Source organism: Bradyrhizobium elkanii WSM2783, assembly GCF_000472865.1.
GTDB classification, from domain to species: Bacteria; Pseudomonadota; Alphaproteobacteria; order Rhizobiales; family Xanthobacteraceae; genus Bradyrhizobium; species Bradyrhizobium elkanii_A.
In genome coordinates, this window is sequence record NZ_AXAP01000001.1 from 258807 (window position 1) to 277106 (window position 18300).

An 18300-nucleotide genomic window follows, 5' to 3' on the forward strand; every position below is an offset into this window, starting at 1 on the left:
TGGGACGGTGGCTCGCTGGATCAATGCTCTTCGTTGTCCTCGCTTTAGTCGGTGCTCTGGCAAGCCCGTACGTCATCTCGTTGATGACGATTGTATTGCTCTTCACTTTCTTGGGGCAATCTTGGAATTTGATGCTCGGGATCGGTGGGCAACTATCGATCGGTCACGCCCTATTTGTCGGCCTAGGCGCTTATTCAGTGGGCGTCCTCGATGTAAAGTACGGCATTTCTCCGTGGATAGGCCTTCTGGTCGGAATGTTCATTGCCGGATCCGTCGGCGCGGTGCTGGCGTGGTTGAGTTTCCGGTTCGAAGTGCGCGGAATCTATTTCGCGCTGCTGACGGTTGCTGCCGCGGAGTTCGCCAGGATTATGTTCAGTGGCTGGGAGTTTGTTGGCGCAATGCAGGGGCTGTTCTTTCCTGCGCCAACCGGCGCAATCGAAATCTCGATGCTTCGAGGAGATGCGCGTTTCTACTACTTTATCGCTCTCGCTCTGGCGGCACTAGGGATCGTGGGAACTGAACTTATCTCGCGATCGTATTTCGGATATGTCTGGCGCGCAATGAGGGATGATGACGGGGCTGCACGCGCGCTCGGCGTCCGCACATTCCGGCACAAAATCCTCGTGATCTCGATATCGGCGGCGACGGCGGCGGTGGGTGGTGGAATTCTAGCACTCGTGCAAGGATCGATATTTCCAGATTCGATTATGGGCATGGGACTCTCCGTTGACGTCCTGATAGGGCCCGTGGTCGGCGGCTTAGGCACGACGTTCGGTCCGCTGGTCGGATCGCTCACGGCTATTCCTCTGAACCATTTGATGAGCGCCCTCGGCGACAGTCTTCGGATCCCGGGGCTGAACAATATTACGTACGGTATCGTTCTGATTTTGGTGATCTGGTTCCTACCCGACGGCATTTGGCCGGCGATCGTCCGGCTCTGCAAGGCAATTCAGGTGCCGTCCCGAGTGTGGCTCCCGCAACCGAGGAGGGCCGAAAAATGACAAGTCTGCTCGAGGTAAAGAACCTCTCCCGATCGTTCGGGGGGCTGGTCGCGGTGAACGACGTGAGCTTCGCACTGGAAGCCCGAAGTATCACCGCGCTGATCGGGCCGAACGGGGCAGGAAAGACGACATGTTTCAATCTCGTTGCCGGCGCCATGAGGCCGACCAGTGGGCAGGTGTTCTTCGAGGGGCGTTCGATCGAGAATACACCGCCTGAAATAGTCTGCAGGATAGGTATCGCGCGAACATTCCAAATCGTGCGACCGATGCGGGATATGTCAGTACTCGAGAACGCAATGGTCGGAGCCTTCAGCTGGACCAAGAGCGTAAACGAGGCGAGATCGAAGGCATACGATTCTCTCGAAAGCGTTGGACTCGCCGGCAAAGCGGATGCTAGGACGGACCAGCTGACGCTGCCGGACCGGAAAATGCTGGAGATGGCCAAAGCGCTATCGACGCGACCCAAACTACTGCTGCTGGACGAGGTAATGGCGGGCCTCCGACCCACCGAAGCTGCGGGAGTGGTCCGCGTACTGCAGAAACTTGCCGACAGTGGACTAACGATCCTGCTCGTCGAGCACGTTATGCGGATCGTGATGGAAATCGCGTCGAGCGTCGTAGTGCTTCATCATGGCGCCAAAATCGCGGAAGGAAGTCCTAGAGAGGTGGTCGCGGATCCGAGGGTCCTTGAAAGCTATCTGGGGACGGGCTTCCATGCTTGACGAGGCGCTTTTATCGATCGACGGGCTTTGTGTCGCATACGACGGATCGAATGCCTTGAACGGCGTATCCTTGCAGATCCACAAGGGCGAGTTGATCTGTGTCGTGGGTGCGAATGGTGCGGGAAAGACTTCGCTGATCAGATCAATCTCAGGCATCGTTCCGTCTTCGAGTGGTGTCGTGAAGATGAACGGCGTTGAGATTACCGGGATGCCGCCGTGGGAGATCTGCGAACTCGGCATTGCGCAGGTCGCCGAAGGTCGACAGATTTTTGGAAGCCTGTCTGTCGAAGAAAATCTGCTCCTGGGCGGATCGCTTAAGCGCGCGAAGGCCAACCACCTCGAAACGCTCGAGTTCGTCTATCACTTGTTCGAGAGGCTTCGAGAGCGTAGGCGACAATTTGCCGGGACGTTATCCGGCGGCGAACAGCAGATGTTGGCTATTGGACGCGCAATCATGTCGAAGCCGGAAGTAGTCATGTTCGACGAGCCGTCTATTGGACTGTCGCCCGCTTTGACGGGCGTGATGTTTGGAGTAGTGAAGTCCTTGCACGAGCAAGGGATAACGGTGTTGTTGGTCGAACAAAACGTCGCAAAATCTCTCGCGTTGAGCAATCGCGGCTACGTCCTGGAAAACGGCTCTATCGTACTCCACGGATCGAGCCACGAACTGCTGAACAATTCCGAGATTCAGCGCGCATATCTCGGAATGTAGTGAGCGTTTCGCCCTCCCGGTATCAGGCCGCTCAACGAGACCGGTTCTGTCCTTCATGGCTAACCGGCTTTGCAGGTCGGCGGAAACGCCGGAAAGCCGGAGCAGAAAATGCCGCGATACGGCGCTCCAGCGACCGTTTGTGTCGATATGCGCTGACACGGAAACGGTGTACAGCAATCAATTCGGAGGCATGTCGCTTAAGCTTTCCCTATGGAAAACGATGACGACCTCATAATCGAGCGCGACCTCGACATAGTCACGCTGACCATGAATAGGCCACCAGCAAATGCCGTGAATAACGGACTAATCAATCGCTTGCTGAACACTATTCGTGCATTGTCTACTCAAGTGTCGCCGCCAGGCATTGTATTGACGGGTCAAGGTGATCGATTCTTCAGTGCGGGCGGCGACATAAAGGAAGTGGCCGGCCTCGAAATATCTAGACCCCGCATGAGGGTCTTCCATGCGCTTCTTTGCGAGATGGAGAGATATCCAGGCCCGGTCGTATGTGCCGTGCGAGGGTATGCGGTCGGAGGGGCGTTCGAATTTCTTCTTCATGCCGACTACGTCGTCGCAAATCGCGAGTGCAAGATCGGGTTTCCGGAAATCAACCACGGCCTCTTGCCCGCAGCCAAAGGAATGCGGCAAGCAGTCCAGAAGCTGGGGCTTCGTGAAGCACAAGCATTGCTCTATTGGGGCGAGTTAGTCGACGCGCAGAAAGCGCTCGAAATTGGCGCGATCAACGAGATCACAACCACCGCGAAAGTGATGGGCCGTGCCGTGGAGGTATGCAAGCATCTTCGCGGAAAGGAGAAAAAGCTATTTGCCGCGATCAAGCGCTCGTTGAACTTGACAGGACAAATGGATGACGCCTCGCTCGAGGTGATGACGATTGAAGATCTCAACGCTTATCTGACCGAGAATAGTTCAGCGGACGCGCGTGCCCGCTTTCTATCGAAGAATTCAAAGAAGGAATGAATGACCGCATTGGCATCTCCTGAAGAAATCCGCCTGGAGTTCATGAGCTTCGAGGAGGTATCGGCTGCCCTGGCGCAAGGAAGTTCGACGGTCCTAATCCCATGCGGCGCTGTCGAGCAGCATGGACCGCATCTTCCGCTTTGCATGGATGCCGATCACGCTGACGCGCTCGCGGCGAAAGTGGCGCGGCATCTTGGCAATGCCCTGATAGCCCCTACGATCAAGGTCGGCTGTTCAGCTCACCATCTTGTCTTTCCCGGCACCATCTCCCTTCGACCGGAAACGTTTGAAGCAATCTGCCTGGACTACTGCACAAGTCTCGCGCTGCATGGTTTCAGGCGGATTCTGCTCTTCTCCGGACATATCGGAAACTTTCCCGTCCTGCGCGACATTCTTCCTCGGTTGAGGCGCGCGGTTCCGAAAGATGTTGAGATCGACGCATTCTGTGACTCTATCGCTTGGATCGACAGGTGGCGAAGCGCCGTTAAAGATGCCGGAGGTGACCCGAATGCAGTCGGCGGGCATGCCGATATAGCGGAGACATCTCTCATGATGTGTCTCCGCCCCGATAGCGTGCGGCTGGATCGGTTCGAAGTGGGACATCTAGGCGCGCTATCTGAAGAGCAGCTTCACTCCATGTGGAAGAATGGGATCAGGTCGATCACGGAAAACGGCGTCATTGGCGATCCGCATGGTTCGACCGTCGAAATCGGCGAGCGATGCCTTGAGGCGATAACAGATCTTCTGGCCGCCTCGTTCGGCAAATAAGTTGACGCCGGTTGCACCTCATGCGTGCCGCCAACACAGGAATCTGCCAGCGAAGGAAAACGACGTTGCGGCCCGCAACAAGTGTTGGTCAGGGACGGGAGCGTAGTCTGGCTGCTTACAGCACAAAATTTGGAAAGTTATGTAACGACGACCAGCATTCGGACGAAAATGTTGCTCCGCCTATGAAACGCTGTGCCGATCTCGAATCTCCCAGAGGATTTAAAAGATGGCACTTACGTTCGGGTTTTGGTCGGAGCAAGAAACCCAGGTCGGGCAGAGCTATGCTCGCCGACTTCATGAATTGGTGGACGAGGTGCGCCTCGCGGAAAAAGTCGGGTTCGACTGCGTCGCGCTTTCCGAGCAGCACGTAGCGCTCGGTGGCATCTCGAGCTCAGCGCCTGAAGTCGTGTATGGCTACCTCGCCGCAGTGACATCGCGCGTGAAGCTGCGGTCCGCGGTTACCCTGATGCCGCACAGGATCAATCATGCTTTGCGGTCGGCAGAGCGATTGGCGGTCACCGATATCCTATCCCACGGCCGCATGGAGTTTTACGGCGGCCGTGCCAATACGACCATCGCAATGCGCGCGTTCAATGTCGATCCAAGTGAAACGCTTGCGCAGATGGAGGAAGGTCTCGCGCTTCTGAAGAAGTCGATGCGCGAGGATATCTTCACTTTCGAGGGCAAATATTACCAGATTCCACCGCGAATGCTTGTCCCGAAGCCGGTTCAGAAGCCGCATCCGGTCATCGGCATTGCCGCGACCAGCGAACGCAGTCACAGCTGGGCCGGCTCCGAAGGGCTGGCCGTGATGAGCAGCAATATCTACCAAGGATGGGAAATCCAGGAAAGGCTGATCAACGCGTATCGCAGTGCTTGGAGACGGGACGAATTCGGCCCGCTTGAGCGTCCTCGCATCGGCATTCCGCTCTTCTTCGGCATCGGCCCCACGGACCAGAAGGCGAAGGACGACTACGCTGAGCCTCTGATGCACTATGCGAGGATCTCCACCGACGCGTATCCCCGCCTGGCGAAACTTGCTGATGACTATGCGTACATGAGCGAAAGCGTCCCAGCGATGGAACGTGCCGCAAAGGACTGGGACTACCTGCTTAACCACTCCGCGACGACGGTCTGCGGAAGCCCCGACACCGTCATTCGCCAGATCGAAAAGTTCCAGGCGCTCGGGATCGACGAGGTGCTTCTTCATCTGGATTCGGTGAATCACGAGAAGATCATGGAAGCGATCGAGATGGTCGGGCGCTATGTGATTCCCCATTTCAACGACAGAAACAACGTCGTGCGGCCCACGGAAGACATCCTCGGGCAAATTCGAGCTATGCGGCCTCAGAAGAAATAAAAGGGAAAGACCAATGCAACAGCATGGCTACAAGTATCTGATCATCGAGAAGCGCGCCAGCGGCGTTGCCGTCGTGACGATGAACCGGCCGGAAATTCTGAACGCGATCAATTGGGACATGCACGAAGAACTGGAGCAGGTCTTCGTGGATCTCGATAAGGACAAGTCGGTCCGTGCGATCGTGCTGACCGGTGCGGGACGCGGCTTCTGTTCGGGCGGCGATCAGAAGTCGCTCGACAAGGGCAAGCTTCCGTCGCCGACAAGGAGCGGACGTCACCTTATCCGCAATATGCTCGAAGTCGAGGTGCCGCTCATCGCGGCGGTCAACGGCGTTGCCGTCGGGCTTGGCGCAACGCTCGCCCTGTTTTGCGACGTCATCTTCGCAAACCCGACCGCGCGATTTGCTGATACGCACGTAACCGCCGGCGTCGTCGCGGGCGACGGTGGTGCGGTGATCTGGCCTCTCTTGATGGGGCCTGTGCGCGCGAAACACTATCTCATGACGGGCGATTTCATTTCCGCAGAGAAGGCGGCGTCGATGGGGATGATCAACGAAGTCATTTCGAACCGGGACGTCAAAGACGCTGCGATCGAATACGCCGAGATGCTTGCGGGGGGCCCGCAGGAATCGATCATTTGGACGAAATACAGCGTCAACAAGATCATCAAGCAGTACGCACACCTGCTTCTCGATACTTCGGCCGCGCTGGAGATGCTTACCTTCGCATCGCCAGAGCGTCGTGAGGCTGTAGCCGCATTTGCGGAGAAGCGGAAGCGCTTCGCGGAGCGATAAGATGAACGTCGAATCCCTTACGTCGGGAGCTCAACTCGTCGACGTGACCATTCCGCAGCTTCTGGGCGCGCGAAGAGCGGAACGCCCGGACACGGTCGCGTATCATCAGAAGCGTCACGGCGAGTGGATCGCCGTGACGTGGAAGCAGTATTCGGATCGGGTCGCGAGCCTGGCGGTCGCCCTGCAGAAAGCCGGGCTCGAGCGCGGCGACCGCATCGCCATCATGGGGGACGTGTCCCAGGAGTGGCTGCTTGCGGACATGGCGACGATCTGCGCCGGCGCAGTAATGGTCGGTGTCTACTTTACCTCATCGCCGGAAGAAGTCGGCTACTATCTGAGCGATTCCGGAGCGTCCTTTGCCTTCGTCGGCAGCGAGCTTCAGCTGGGCATCGTCCTTGGATCCGGCCAGGCTGAAAAGCTGAAAAAGATCATCATGCTGGATGGTGCATGGAACGGGGCCGGCGGAGCGGCAAATGTCGTCTCCCTGAAGGAATTTTGTGGAACGGCTCCAGTCGACACCGACGCATTTTTGCGGGAGCAGGCAGCGAAAGCCAAGGCCAGTGATCTGGCGAGCATCGGGTATACCTCCGGCACTACAGGCTTCCCGAAAGGTGCGATGCTGACCCATCTCTCGTTGCTCGCCGGCGCGCACTGCGTGACGACGTTTACCACGCGCATGCGCACCGACACGCATCGCGTTGTCGTCCATCTGCCGATGTCGCATACCGTTGCGCGCGCGCAAGCCACGACAATGCCATTGATCGCAAAAATGGTTCCGTATTTTGGCGAGACGAGCGCGGATTTCGCTCAAACGATCAGGGAAGTCAGGCCGACCTACTTCATGGCGCCGCCGCGGTTCTTTCAGCGGTTTGCCACGCAGATCCTCAGCAAGGTTCATTCCGGATCTGCGAGGCAGAAGCAGGACTATCAATTCGCGATGAAGATCGCCCGCAAGGCGCTTGATGATCGTCAGGCTGGTGGTGAGCCAGACCCCTTCATATCCGGGCTCTTCGAGGTCTGCCGGAAACATATATTCCGTCCATTGCTTGCCGAAGTCGGATTCGAAGAACTCACGGTTGCCTTCACGTCTTCGGCGGCGATGCCTTCCGAATTGATGTCTCTGTGGCAATTGTGGGGACTTCAGCTCAAGGAGTGCTACGGCCAGACAGAACTGGTCGGAGCCAACCTGGTCCAGATGGCAGAATGGCCTGAGGCCGGTACCGTCGGAGTGCCTTTGGAGGATCCGGCGTGGGAGACAGCGGTTCTTGAAGACGGGGAAATGATCACCCGCGGACCGGGACTCTTTGTTGGATACTGGAATAAGCCCGAGGAAACCAAGTCGGCTCTGCGGGACGGTTGGCTCTATACCGGAGATATCGTCGAAGTCGGGCCGACCGGGCTTTTCAAGCTGATTGATCGCAAGAAGGAAATCATCAATACCTCCAACGGGAAGTCAATTAGCCCGACCCAGATCGAAAACGAGATCCGACATAGTCCGTTCATCTCCGAAGCGGCGGTGATTGGAGAAGGAAAGAAGTATCTCACCGCGTTGATCGAAGTCGACGCGACCGCGACGATGGATTGGGCGAAATCGCGCGATCTCAAGATCGCGCAGTATTCGGACCTGGCGAATTCCGAGGTGGTCGTCCGAATGATTGAAGGCGAGATTGCCAAGGCAAACAGCCGGCTGGCGAGAGCCGAGCAAATCAAGGCCTTTCGAATACTGCCGGAGGAGCTGTCTCCGGAGAATGGCGTGATGACGCCGACACGAAAAAAGCGCCGAAAGCAACTGATGGAACGATACCGGTCGCTGATCGATACGCTTTACGACGACACCGAAGAGAACCTGATCAAGACCGAGATGGGAATGTGATCTGAACCATTGCCGCTTACGCAAATCATACGTGTCGGGCGCGCCTCGCAGCAGCTTTCGAGCTTCAACGCGCACGGTTGTCCATAAAGTTTCCTACCGAACCGTCTCAATATTCATTGCAGTCAACAGAAGGGGACATCACATGAAGAATCGCATCGGAAACGGGATAACGCGCCGCACCGTACTCGGCGGTGGCGTTGCCATCGCTGCCGGGCTTGTATCGTGGCCGGTCAAGGCGGCGACCCCCGCCAAGGTGCGAGTCGGCGCGATCATGCCCAGCAGCGGTGTGTTGGCGTTCCCCGGACAGGCTTGCGTGCGTGGTATCAATGTTGGTGCGAAGTTCGCCAAAGAGAAGTTCGGAATCGACATCGAAATCATCCATGCGGATACGCAGAGCAGACCGGAGAACGGGCGAATCGCCGCCGAAGGCCTCATCAGGCAAGGTTGCACGGTACTCATTGGAGCCTGGGACTCAGGAGCAACCATCTCGGCGCTTCAGGCCGCGGAGGCCGCAGCCGTTCCGATGGTGGTGCATATCGCAAGCGCGACCCAGGTGACATCGCAAGGGTTCACCCAGGTCTTTCGCTACTACCCCACGTCGCTGACGATCGTCAGGAAGTCTCTCGCCGACTTGAAGTCGGTCCTGTCGACGCTGAAGGATCCGCCGACGAGCGTTGCCGTTCTACATCTCAACAACACGATGGGCCAATCGACCGCGGCAAGCATCGATCAGGCCTGGAAGGAAGAGAACGTTCCGGTGAAGATCGCTCAGTACGTTCCGTATGACGAGCGGGCCAAGGACCTCTCGGTTGAGGTCGCGAAGGCCAAGGCGTCGGGGGCCGATGCGCTTGTGTCGGTGACGCGCGTCAATGACGCCATCATGATCATCCGGGAATGCATCAAGCAGGGGTGGAATCCCAAGATGATCTTCTCGCCGAACTCCAACGGCGTGCAGGACAAAGCGTATTACGACGCGCTGGGCAAATATGGCGACGGCGGAATCGCGACGGGCTTGTGGTGCAACCCGAAGGCACCGGACACCGAAGCCATTCTCAAGCGGTTCGCCGCCGACTATCCAAATGACTGGTTCGATGGAAACGCGGGATGTGCGTTCGAAGCCGTGCAGATTGTCGGAGATGCGGTGACCCGCGCAGCTTCCCCGGAGTCTGCCGCAATCCATACTGCGCTCAAGGTGACTGACATGACGCCGTTCCTGATGTCGAGCGGCAAGGTCAAATTCGATGCTACCGGCCAGAATACGGGAAGCGACATAACCATGCTGCAGGCCCAGAATGGAAGGCCCCGTGTGGTCTCGCCGCGGGCCGTTGCGGAGGCGGAACTGCAGTATCCGCTGGTTCCGTTCAGCGCGCGGTAAACGAGAGATGCGATGCGGCCCCGACAATCGCGCCGGGGCCGCAGCTCTTCGATGGTCGAGCTCTCTGACTCTCCGATTATCGCGTTATACGAACGGCTCCCGGCTGGCGAAGCTGGACCGCTCAGCGAGGAAGCGACGGGGGCTCTTACCCATTGTCTTCTTGAACATGGTTATGAAGGCGCTAGGCGTTTCATAGCCCAGATCGAGTGACACGGCCTGGACGGAAGATCCGTCCGATAGTCGCTGCAACGCAACTAAGATGTGGAGCCGCTGTCTCCAGCGCCCGAACGTCAGCCCGGTTTCCTTGAATACCAGACGGGCGAATGTGCGCTCGCTCATCGCATATCGAGCAGCCAACTCCTCGACCGTACTCCGATCGGCAGGATCATTGAGAAGGGAGGCGGCCAGATGCTGAAGTCGACTATCGGAGGAGATAGGTAGGTACATATGTTCGGTGGACATCTGCACCAGTTCGTCGAGCAATACGCGCCCAAGTCGACTTGTCGGTCCCTCGATCGGATACAAGGGCGGAAATACGGACAATCGATGTATCAACTCGCGGACGAGCGACGATATCGTGAATGTGCAGCAGGTAGTTGGAAGCGTACTTGCCTGCGGATCAATGAAGACGACGTAGACTTTTCCGTTGTCTGACACGCAGTTGCTGTGCAGAACGCCGGCGGGTATCCATACGGCACCCTGCGGCGGAACGATCCATAATCCGCCCGGTACACGGCACATGACCGATCCATGAGAGGCGACCACCAGCTGCCCCTTCTTGTGCGAATGAAGTGGTAGCTCGTCGTTGTCCTGACCTGTCTCGAGGCAGAAGGAGACGACTGGTCGGTCGAACTGGTCTGGATCGATCGGATCGTAATTGATCCGAAGGTCCGGCAAATTCATTCGGGCAAAGCCGTCATCCGTTTCAAAAGCGGGTGACTTGCGCATCGAATTCACTCGTTGAAACTGCAGTTCCAATCTGTCGGGCGGCGATAAGGCGAAGGATCCCCTCAAAGGATAGCTCGCTGAAACATGATCGTCACGGAAAAGTAGTGCGGCGGAGGAAAAATTTCGCGGCAGAACACTGAATGCGGCCCGTCCGGCGCGCGGCCGCGAGGCGATCGGTCCCTGGTGGTCGCGGTCGCCGCTTGGCATCCTGCCTGCGGATCGTTGACAGAGCCTCCACCCAGTTGCGCGACGAAAGCGACTGCAATTCATGCGTGCGAATCCGGCCGTGGCAGAATGGCGCGTTTCACCCGTCTCCGTGCAGAAGAGTTCTTATCGGCTCTGTTCCTATGCGCGGTGCGGCAGAGAATGCCGGGTATAGGCGATAGCGCGCCCCCTTTAGCTGCGCATTCTGTCAGATGGGTTGGATCTTCGGCAAAACATGCCGTGCAACTCAATGCTACCAAGGAAGGAGTTCGCTGGAACCAACGAGAATGACCGTTCACATCGATCCGCCGATCAAGGTGGCCAATGCGCAATCGTGGAATGACGAAGTGCTGACCTTCGACCAGGAGACGCATTGCATTGTCGGCGGCGTCATCGTTGGCCCGCACGCTGGCGACATGATCGGAGAGATATAGCTGGGATGGGCGCCGATGCGATTGATACCGGCAAGACCATTTATCCGCATCCTGCGTTTGGAGAGACGATAGGCATGGCTGCGGAAATCTATGAAGGTGTTTGCATGGACGTGTTGCCGAGCGGGAAGAAAGCGCCGAAGCGCGTGAGCCATTAGAAATCGAAAAGCGAAAGGCGGCATGCGGCTGTCCCGCCGCCGGCTGGCATAAAGGACCCGGAATATGGCGGAAGATGCTCGGAGTGTCTTCAGCATACCTTTGAGCGCTCAGGAGGAGGAGTTTGCGGCAGCATGCCGAGACTTCGTTCTGGAGAGGGAGCCTAATCTAGCGTCGTCCATCGTCGTAGTGAACAACCAGCTCACGATAGCCAATGACCTACATGTTCGGGAGGCATTTATGGAAATCGGTCTCGCTAGATTGGTCCGAGTTCTACATCTCGCAATCGATGGCAAAGCGGTTGCGGTTAAGAGAGTGCCAAAACTTTTCTTCGACCTGGCGCGCTTCAGAACAAAGATTATCCGCACGCTACGCAGAAACAATTGAGGATAGCCACTCAGAGAATATCTTCGCGTGGCAGTGTCGGAGTCGGTATGTGACTGAGATCTGTGCGATGGAGATGCCGGAAAAGTTATGCAGTGGCATCGTCTTCAGCACAAAATGCTGTGCGGAATGTCTGATAGTTCTGCTGCTGAGATCGTTCGTTGAGCTGTCTTCGATCGAAATCCGCATTCGGCGTTTCGCGAGAGATCACCATCTTTCGCTTCCTCCCTTTACTTGGCCCGGCTCCATCGCCGGGCCATCTTGTCTCACCGCAGTCGGCTGAAACGATTGGCCAACGATTCGGCTCATCGATGATCGTCAATGTGGACCACTGCCGGTTCAGCGGCGTATGATTTTCTTGAGGAGTTCGGTAAGCGTTCGAAATTCTTCCCGGGTCAAGGGAGCGAATGTCTCGCTTGAAATCTCACCAACAGTCTCGATCGCGGCATCCGCTACCCGCGTGCCCTTTTCAGTTAAATCGATTTCCCGCCGTCTTGGATCCAAGGGATCCTTGGAGCTCTTGATCAGGCCGCGTGATTTGAGACGATTGATAACGCCGGTGATTGTGGCTGAGTCGTAGTGAATCAGCCGTCCTAGGTGGTTTTGAGAACAAGGTCCGACCTCTCTCAATTTCGCCAGCGTTGAGAATTGGGGTGCAGTTAGTTCTTCAATCATCTTCGCGGCAAAGATGGACGTGTGAGTACGGAGCGCGACGCGCAATAAGAAGCCCGGTGCGTCATCCAGCCTGTAGGACTGTACAGCTTGCTTCAGCTTCTCCGCCGAGCGCGCCTTTGTTTTCGATTGCACGACTTTCGTCCCCTCGCGGTACGTTGCCTGAGCTCATTTTTAGAAGAGTGTGACTGTTCAGCTCCGAAAGTCTTCGGCGCTGGTCGATTGTCTACATTCGTTGAACTCAGGAATCCATCTTTGTTCGACCTCAGTCTGCCTTATCGCGCTCTGCCGCGTCGAGGCGCTTCGGCGATGGTTGCCCCTTTTCCGGCGCATCGGTCTTCCGGGCGCTGAAATCTAGGACATCGAAGGATTGAAACCGCGCGGCGGAGAACATTGGGTGCAAGCGACTTGTCGCGCCCTGTCTCCATTCTCGGGCCGATCCACACGATCTCATCAGTTGTGTACAAGCGTAGCACTTGCATACGAGTGATAAATGGCTTAGCGTCCGCGGATTGCTTTCGTGAGGAGCCAAGCAGGCCCTGCAATCTTCGGCGGAGGCATCCAGATACCATCGGATTTGCGGATGTCGGCAACTGACAACATGAGTTCCGTTCGACCCGACCTGATTGAGAAGGTCACGGGGCGCGCCGAGTACGTGACCGACCTGACGGTTCCGGGAATGCTGCATGGGTTTGTGGTTCGCTCGCCGGCCATTCATGCCCGCATCGTTTCGATCGATACGAACGCTGCACGATCGATGCACGGCGTCGTGGACGTGCTCATCGGCGAAGATGTCGCTTCGTTCGGTTGCTGGGGCGTTGTGCTTAAGGATCGGCCGATCATCGCCACCGACCGTGTGCGATATGTGGGCGAACCCGTCGCCGTAGTGATCGCGGAGACGGTCGAGATCGCGGAAAATGCCGCAGAATTGGTCGATGTCGAATACGAGGAGCTTCCGCGCGCAACGACCATCCAGGAAGCCATTGCGGAAGATGCGCCGCTCATCCATGAGCGCCACGAAAATCTCGAAGACTTTTACTTCAAGGGCGGGGCCCGGCCGACCCAGAACAGCAATATATTCCATACTTACCGGAACAACGTCGGAGACGTTGACGGCGCGGAGGCGGCCGCGGCGTACATCCACGAAGACCGTTTCACCTTCCCGGCGATTTCTCACTTCGCAATGGAGCCGCATGCGGTCATTGCGGATTTCCAGCGGGACTCCCTGACGGTCTGGGCAGGTGCACAAACGCCGACCGCTGTTCAGAAAGTGCTGTCGCGGCTCTACGGACTGCAGTTGGCCAAGGTCCGCGTCATCGTTCCGTTTGTCGGCGGAGGCTTTGGCGGCAAGGCCTCGGTGAAGATCGAGCCGTTGGTTGCGGCCGCTTCGTGGAAGGTGCAGCGCCCGGTTCGCGTTGCCCAATCCATGACTGAATCAATGCTCACCTGCCGAAGGCTGGGCGCCGACATCACGATCCGAACGGCGGTGGACGCCAAGGGGCGGATCCTCGCGAAGACCGCCAAACTGCTGCTCGATGGCGGGGCATATTCCGACACAGGCTCAGCCGTCGCCACGAATTCGGCAAATCGCATCATCGGCCCTTACGTGGTGCCCAATCTGCGCCTCGAGGCGTGTGCGGTCTACACGAACACCGTTCCAGGTGCGGCTTTCCGCTCGATCGGGGGGCCGCAAGCTGTTTGGGCCAAAGAATCGCACATGGATAATGTCGCGGCGGCAATCGGCATGGATCCGGCCGAGTTTCGGTTGCTGAACCTGGCGTCCCGCGGAGAACGTATCCGCCCCGATTTGCGGCCGCTCGATATGGATATGAGCGATCTGATGGGCCGGGTGACCCAGTCGTTCGCATCGGAGGTGAAGGCGTCCAACCGGCAGGCGCGCGGACTGGCAGTCGCCGCAACCGATCCCGCCAATACGCCGATCAGTAACGCGATCGTACGTCTCAAGATCGACGGGTCGATCCTCGTTTCGGTTTCCAGCATCGAAGTCGGCCAGGGGGCGCACGCGACCATGGGACGGATCGCGGCGCAGACCTTGAAGCAGCCGATCTCGGCGGTAACCGTCTTGCGCACCGATACCTCCGTGGCCCCTTACGATTGGGGCACAGGCGCAAGCCGATCGACCGTTGTCGTCGGCCTTTCCGTCGAAAATGCCGCACTCGACGCGGCTGATCAGATCCTCGAAATGGTTACTGACGTCTGGGAGCTTCCCCGGGAGAACCTGTCGCTTGTTGAGGGCGGTGTCTCGACCGGATCAGAGGTTCTCACTTTCCATCAGATTTTTCACCGCACGTTGGGTGTCGATTCGGGAGAGGTCATCGGCCGCGGTGCGATTACGCCGCGCTCGAAGAACGGCGCCCTGGTCGAGTCCCCTCTGTTCTGGGAGACTTCCGCGGGCCTCGCTGAAATCGTTGTCGATGAAGACACCGGCGAGATCCATGTCCCCCGATATGCCAGCGCCGCTGACGTCGGCCGCGTGATCAATCGCGTCGCGGCGGAAGGGCAGGACGAGGGGGCTGCCATCATGGGCCTCGGACACGCGCTTTATGAAGTGCTGGAGTTCGAGGATGGCCAGCCGATCAATGCGACGCCGATCGATTATTCGATACCGCGCATCTCCGACGTTCCTGCCGTGTTTGACACCATCCTTGTCGAAAACGGCGACGGTCCTGGTCCAGGCGGCGCCAAGGGAATGGGCGAGGGGGCGATCCTTCCGGTCGCGCCAGCGATCGCCAACGCGCTGTTCTCCACCTACGGCATTCGGATCACCGACCTACCAATGACGCCCGAAAAGGTATGGCGCGCCCTGCAGAAGAGGAGCTGAATTCATGGAATTCAATATGTCGATGGTCGTGCCAGCGACGCCGGCGGAGCTTTGGAGCACGCTGCTCGACGTCCCTCGCATATCGGGTTGCATCCCCGGCTGCGAAAACGTCGAGGAAATCGAGCGGCTTGCAACTTACAAAGCGACCGTCAAACAGAAGATCGGCCCCTTCAAGCTCGAGGTCCCGGCCGACATCATCGTTGAATCGATAACGGAGCCGTCTCACGTCCGCACGCGCGCCACGGGTCGCGACAAGATCACCGGGACGAGGCTGGCGGTTGTTCTCGACGTGACCGTGACGCCGGAAGGGGCGGGGTCCACATTCGCGGTGGACGCGAAGGTCGACGTGCAAGGTCGCCTCGCGACTATGGGGTTCGGCGTCATCAAGCGTCGCGTCGATCAGAACTTCGAGGAGTTCGAGAAGCGGCTCAAAGAAATGTTGGGCGCGGCCTGATCATGCTGCCTTCACCCTTCGCATTCGAGAGGCCTTCGACGATCGCCGACGCCGTGCGTGCGGTCCGAGAGTCCGGCGACGGCATGTTCTACTCCGGCGGAACCGAACTGCTGCTGGCGATGAAGATGCGCGTCATCCATACGGACCGGCTTATCGATATCAAGGGAATCCTTGGACTTGATCGCATTGTTCTCAACGATGCGAATGACATCGAAATCGGTGCGCGCTGTACGCACAACAAGATCGCCGGTGATCCTGTTATTCGCGAGCATGTGCCGGCGCTGTCCTCGCTCTGCGCCAACGTCGCGAACGTCAGGGTCCGCAGCGTCGGAACGATCGGAGGCAATCTGTGCTTCGGAGAGCCCCACGCCGATCCGCCGACGATGCTCGCGGCGCTGGACGCACGGCTGGTGCTTAATGGCCCCGGCGGCACGCGTGTCGTTCACGCTGACGATTTCATCCGGAGTGAGCTGGAAACGGTGCGGGAGCCGGATGAGGTACTGACGGTCATTGTGTTTCCGCGCCCGACCGGACCTGTGACCTATCGGCGCTTCAAGCATGGTGAGAGGCCCTCGGTAAATGTCGCGATGGCCTGGTCGCTGGGCTCCGGCGGAAGGACGATCAGAAGCGCCCGTGTGCGGGTCGGAGCGCTCGGTTCTCGACCTCAGCCTTTGAAGGCCATCGAAGATGTCCTCCAGGGCATATCCGTCGCCGAAGTCCGCCCGGCTATCGAGGCGGTGCTCCCGACGGCGCTGGGTGAGCTGGAAGTCAACGAGGATCGGCATGGCGGCGCCGACTATAAGCGGCACCTTGCAGGTGTCTTGCTTCTGCGAAACGCGGAAGAAGCGATCGCCGCGGCCGGGAGCGCGTGAAATGACAGATGTCTTGCCAATCTCATTCTCGTTGAACGGTCAGGCGATCGCGATCGACGTTCCAACCCATACGCTATTGATCGACCTTATCCGCGATCGCCTTGGCTTGAAGGGAACCAAGCGTTCCTGTGACATGGAGGTGTGCGGCGCGTGCACCGTTCTGCTCGACGGTGAGCCGATTTCGAGTTGCACCACACTCGCCGTCGATGTCGATCAGCGCGAGGTCACGACCATCGAGGGCGTGACGCCGCCCGATGGCCTGTCACGGATTCAGAAGGCGTTCGTGCTTCACGGGGGCCTTCAGTGCGGCTTCTGCACGCCGGGCTTCATCATGGCGGTCACGGCGTTGCTAAAGGCGACGCCGCACCCGACCGACGAACAAATCCGTCACTACCTGCACGGCAACCTCTGCCGTTGCACCGGGTACACCAAGATTTTCGAGGCCGTAAGGAGCCTTGCCGCCGAGCAAGTCTCCGAAGATGCCGCCTAACCCGTTGCGAGACAGCGCAATTATCGTTTGGAGATGTCATGAGCATTGAACAGGTCAATAAATCAAGCGTCCTCATTGCCGGCGCCGGCATTGGCGGCTTGGCGATGGCGCTATCGCTGCTTCGTCGCGGCATCGATTGTGATGTATTTGAGCAAGCGTCCGAGTTGCGCGAGGTGGGAGCGGGTCTTTGGATCTCCATGAACGGCGTGCGCGTTCTTCGGGATCTCGGCCTCACCGAACAGGTCGAGCAGAACTGCATCGCAGCCGAGCGACGCTCGATCCGGCTCTGGAACACCGGTGATCGGTGGCCCCTCTACAACCGCAGCTCCGACGCGGCGCGCAACCAGCCCTATTTGCTGCTGCGTGCTCACCTGCTGAAGATTCTCGCTGACGGCGTGCGCCAGTTGAAGCCGGGCGCCATTCATCTGAACGCCCACGTTGTCGGGTTCAGTCAAAACGACGAAGGGGTCCGGGCCAAGCTCGCTGACGGCTCCGAAGTCGAAGGGCGCGCCCTGATCGGGGCAGACGGTGCTCATTCGAAGGTCCGTCTTGGCCTGATCGGCAACATCGAGAGCCAGTACACGAAGGCCATCGCCTGGCGTGGTCTCGTGCCGGTCGACCGCCTCGCGCCGCATCAGCGCGAACCCGAGGTGGCAACCTGGATCGGGCCCACCGCCCACGTCACCGCCTACCCGGTGCGCTGGCAGAACACGGTCATGATGACCTTTTCGGGCCAGGTCGACCATAACGACTGGCTGCTCGAGTCCTGGTCGGAGAAGGGCTCGGTCGAGGACTGCCTGAAGGACTTCGAGGGCTGGCATCCGGACATCGTCGAGCTGGTCAGGAACGTGGATACCCTGAACAAGTGGGGCCTGTTCGTGCGGCCGTCGCTGGGTACGTGGTCGAAGGGACGCATCACCCTGCTCGGCGACGCCTGCCATTCGATGCTGCCGTACCTCGGGCAAGGTGTGAACATGGCCCTGGAGGATGCATCCGTCCTCGCCCGCTGCTTCGAGGAGAATCCCGATGACATCGCGGTGGCATTCAAGACGTATCAGGGCCTGCGGCTCGATCGCACCACCATGGTCACGAAGTCCGCGGCCGGCATGCTGCCGATCTTCCACAATCAGGCGCTGTGCAAGCCGGAAACGGCAGGTGACTACATCAAGACCCAGTGGGCGCCGGAAGCGACGGCTGCGCGGTACGATTGGATCTACCAGTACGATGCGACCACCGTACCGCTTCACTGACATGCTCACGATTGT

General features: G+C 58.5%; 18 protein-coding genes. 16 read left to right on the plus strand and 2 right to left on the minus strand.

Annotated elements, in window-relative coordinates:
- Positions 1–23 precede the first annotated feature (23 nt).
- From YY7_RS0101240 to YY7_RS0101280, 9 genes are all read left to right on the plus strand, one after another.
- Positions 24–1001: a branched-chain amino acid ABC transporter permease gene (locus YY7_RS0101240; protein WP_035688886.1), complete on the plus strand. Its 978-nt coding sequence runs from the start codon at positions 24–26 to the stop codon at positions 999–1001.
- Complete coding sequence (locus YY7_RS0101245) at positions 998–1723, plus strand: ABC transporter ATP-binding protein (protein ID WP_028161637.1); 726 nt, start codon at positions 998–1000, stop codon at positions 1721–1723. The genes YY7_RS0101240 and YY7_RS0101245 overlap by 4 nt, the downstream gene beginning before the upstream one ends.
- The gene (locus YY7_RS0101250; RefSeq protein WP_028161638.1) at positions 1716–2435 is read left to right on the plus strand and encodes an ABC transporter ATP-binding protein; all 720 of its coding nucleotides are present in this window, start codon (positions 1716–1718) and stop codon (positions 2433–2435) included. Before YY7_RS0101245 ends, YY7_RS0101250 begins: the two co-directional genes overlap by 8 nt.
- A gap of 210 nt (positions 2436–2645) precedes the next feature.
- Positions 2646–3413, plus strand: coding sequence for an enoyl-CoA hydratase/isomerase family protein (locus tag YY7_RS0101255; protein WP_028161639.1), 768 nt, complete (start codon positions 2646–2648; stop codon positions 3411–3413).
- Positions 3414–4181, plus strand: coding sequence for a creatininase family protein (locus tag YY7_RS0101260; protein ID WP_028161640.1), 768 nt, complete (start codon positions 3414–3416; stop codon positions 4179–4181).
- A 226-nt stretch (positions 4182–4407) separates the two neighbouring features.
- Positions 4408–5541 carry an LLM class flavin-dependent oxidoreductase gene (locus YY7_RS0101265; RefSeq protein WP_028161641.1) on the plus strand — a complete coding sequence of 378 codons (1134 nt, stop codon included), beginning with the start codon at positions 4408–4410 and terminating at the stop codon, positions 5539–5541.
- Positions 5542–5554: 13 nt separating this feature from the next.
- Entirely contained in the window at positions 5555–6334 is a 780-nt protein-coding gene (locus YY7_RS0101270) for an enoyl-CoA hydratase/isomerase family protein (RefSeq protein ID WP_028161642.1), read from the plus strand.
- A gap of 1 nt (position 6335) precedes the next feature.
- Positions 6336–8207 (plus strand): AMP-dependent synthetase/ligase, encoded by a 1872-nt coding sequence (locus tag YY7_RS0101275; RefSeq protein ID WP_028161643.1) that lies wholly within the window; start codon positions 6336–6338, stop codon positions 8205–8207.
- A gap of 142 nt (positions 8208–8349) precedes the next feature.
- Positions 8350–9582: an ABC transporter substrate-binding protein gene (locus tag YY7_RS0101280; protein ID WP_028161644.1), complete on the plus strand. Its 1233-nt coding sequence runs from the start codon at positions 8350–8352 to the stop codon at positions 9580–9582.
- 84 nt (positions 9583–9666) lie between these two features.
- On the opposite strand, the gene YY7_RS0101285 is transcribed toward YY7_RS0101280, so the two are convergent.
- The gene (locus tag YY7_RS0101285; protein WP_245287145.1) at positions 9667–10737 is read right to left on the minus strand and encodes an AraC family transcriptional regulator; all 1071 of its coding nucleotides are present in this window, start codon (positions 10735–10737) and stop codon (positions 9667–9669) included.
- Positions 10738–11021: 284 nt separating this feature from the next.
- Here YY7_RS0101285 and YY7_RS64735 point away from each other — a divergent pair, with 284 nt between their 5' ends.
- Positions 11022–11168 (plus strand): hypothetical protein, encoded by a 147-nt coding sequence (locus tag YY7_RS64735; RefSeq protein ID WP_349642646.1) that lies wholly within the window; start codon positions 11022–11024, stop codon positions 11166–11168.
- Positions 11169–11173: 5 nt separating this feature from the next.
- Complete coding sequence (locus YY7_RS64740; RefSeq protein ID WP_349642647.1) at positions 11174–11323, plus strand: hypothetical protein; 150 nt, start codon at positions 11174–11176, stop codon at positions 11321–11323.
- Between the two features lie 721 nt (positions 11324–12044).
- Here the strand turns inward: YY7_RS64740 and YY7_RS0101305 are convergent.
- Entirely contained in the window at positions 12045–12512 is a 468-nt protein-coding gene (locus tag YY7_RS0101305; RefSeq protein WP_028161647.1) for a MarR family winged helix-turn-helix transcriptional regulator, read from the minus strand.
- 448 nt (positions 12513–12960) lie between these two features.
- On the opposite strand from YY7_RS0101305, the gene YY7_RS0101315 reads away from it, so the two are divergent.
- From YY7_RS0101315 to YY7_RS0101335, 5 genes are read left to right on the plus strand one after another with little or no spacing between them, the layout of a single operon-like run.
- Positions 12961–15219, plus strand: a complete 2259-nt coding sequence (locus YY7_RS0101315; RefSeq protein ID WP_080663516.1) for a xanthine dehydrogenase family protein molybdopterin-binding subunit — start codon at positions 12961–12963, stop codon at positions 15217–15219.
- A 4-nt stretch (positions 15220–15223) separates the two neighbouring features.
- A complete protein-coding gene (locus YY7_RS0101320; protein ID WP_028161649.1) occupies positions 15224–15673 on the plus strand; it encodes a CoxG family protein in 450 nt (149 codons plus the stop codon).
- A 2-nt stretch (positions 15674–15675) separates the two neighbouring features.
- The gene (locus YY7_RS0101325; protein WP_028161650.1) at positions 15676–16545 is read left to right on the plus strand and encodes an FAD binding domain-containing protein; all 870 of its coding nucleotides are present in this window, start codon (positions 15676–15678) and stop codon (positions 16543–16545) included.
- A gap of 1 nt (position 16546) precedes the next feature.
- Positions 16547–17035 (plus strand): (2Fe-2S)-binding protein, encoded by a 489-nt coding sequence (locus tag YY7_RS0101330; protein WP_028161651.1) that lies wholly within the window; start codon positions 16547–16549, stop codon positions 17033–17035.
- A gap of 38 nt (positions 17036–17073) precedes the next feature.
- Complete coding sequence (locus YY7_RS0101335; RefSeq protein ID WP_028161652.1) at positions 17074–18285, plus strand: FAD-dependent monooxygenase; 1212 nt, start codon at positions 17074–17076, stop codon at positions 18283–18285.
- Positions 18286–18300: the final 15 nt, after the last annotated feature.

Bases quoted from the DNA above. Each gene is read 5' to 3' on its own strand.
- YY7_RS0101260 (WP_028161640.1), top strand. From the start codon at position 3,414: ATGACCGCATTGGCATCTCCTGAAGAAATCCGCCTGGAGTTCATGAGC.
- YY7_RS0101325 (WP_028161650.1), top strand. From the start codon at position 15,676: ATGCTGCCTTCACCCTTCGCATTCGAGAGGCCTTCGACGATCGCCGAC.
- YY7_RS64735 (WP_349642646.1), top strand. From the start codon at position 11,022: ATGACCGTTCACATCGATCCGCCGATCAAGGTGGCCAATGCGCAATCG.
- YY7_RS0101250 (WP_028161638.1), top strand. From the start codon at position 1,716: ATGCTTGACGAGGCGCTTTTATCGATCGACGGGCTTTGTGTCGCATAC.
- YY7_RS0101330 (WP_028161651.1), top strand. From the start codon at position 16,547: ATGACAGATGTCTTGCCAATCTCATTCTCGTTGAACGGTCAGGCGATC.
- YY7_RS0101240 (WP_035688886.1), top strand. From the start codon at position 24: ATGCTCTTCGTTGTCCTCGCTTTAGTCGGTGCTCTGGCAAGCCCGTAC.
- YY7_RS0101245 (WP_028161637.1), top strand. From the start codon at position 998: ATGACAAGTCTGCTCGAGGTAAAGAACCTCTCCCGATCGTTCGGGGGG.
- YY7_RS0101275 (WP_028161643.1), top strand. From the start codon at position 6,336: ATGAACGTCGAATCCCTTACGTCGGGAGCTCAACTCGTCGACGTGACC.
- YY7_RS0101270 (WP_028161642.1), top strand. From the start codon at position 5,555: ATGCAACAGCATGGCTACAAGTATCTGATCATCGAGAAGCGCGCCAGC.
- YY7_RS0101285 (WP_245287145.1), bottom strand. From the start codon at position 10,737: ATGCCAAGCGGCGACCGCGACCACCAGGGACCGATCGCCTCGCGGCCG.
- YY7_RS0101280 (WP_028161644.1), top strand. From the start codon at position 8,350: ATGAAGAATCGCATCGGAAACGGGATAACGCGCCGCACCGTACTCGGC.
- YY7_RS0101255 (WP_028161639.1), top strand. From the start codon at position 2,646: ATGGAAAACGATGACGACCTCATAATCGAGCGCGACCTCGACATAGTC.
- YY7_RS0101320 (WP_028161649.1), top strand. From the start codon at position 15,224: ATGGAATTCAATATGTCGATGGTCGTGCCAGCGACGCCGGCGGAGCTT.
- YY7_RS64740 (WP_349642647.1), top strand. From the start codon at position 11,174: ATGGGCGCCGATGCGATTGATACCGGCAAGACCATTTATCCGCATCCT.
- YY7_RS0101335 (WP_028161652.1), top strand. From the start codon at position 17,074: ATGAGCATTGAACAGGTCAATAAATCAAGCGTCCTCATTGCCGGCGCC.
- YY7_RS0101315 (WP_080663516.1), top strand. From the start codon at position 12,961: ATGTCGGCAACTGACAACATGAGTTCCGTTCGACCCGACCTGATTGAG.
- YY7_RS0101265 (WP_028161641.1), top strand. From the start codon at position 4,408: ATGGCACTTACGTTCGGGTTTTGGTCGGAGCAAGAAACCCAGGTCGGG.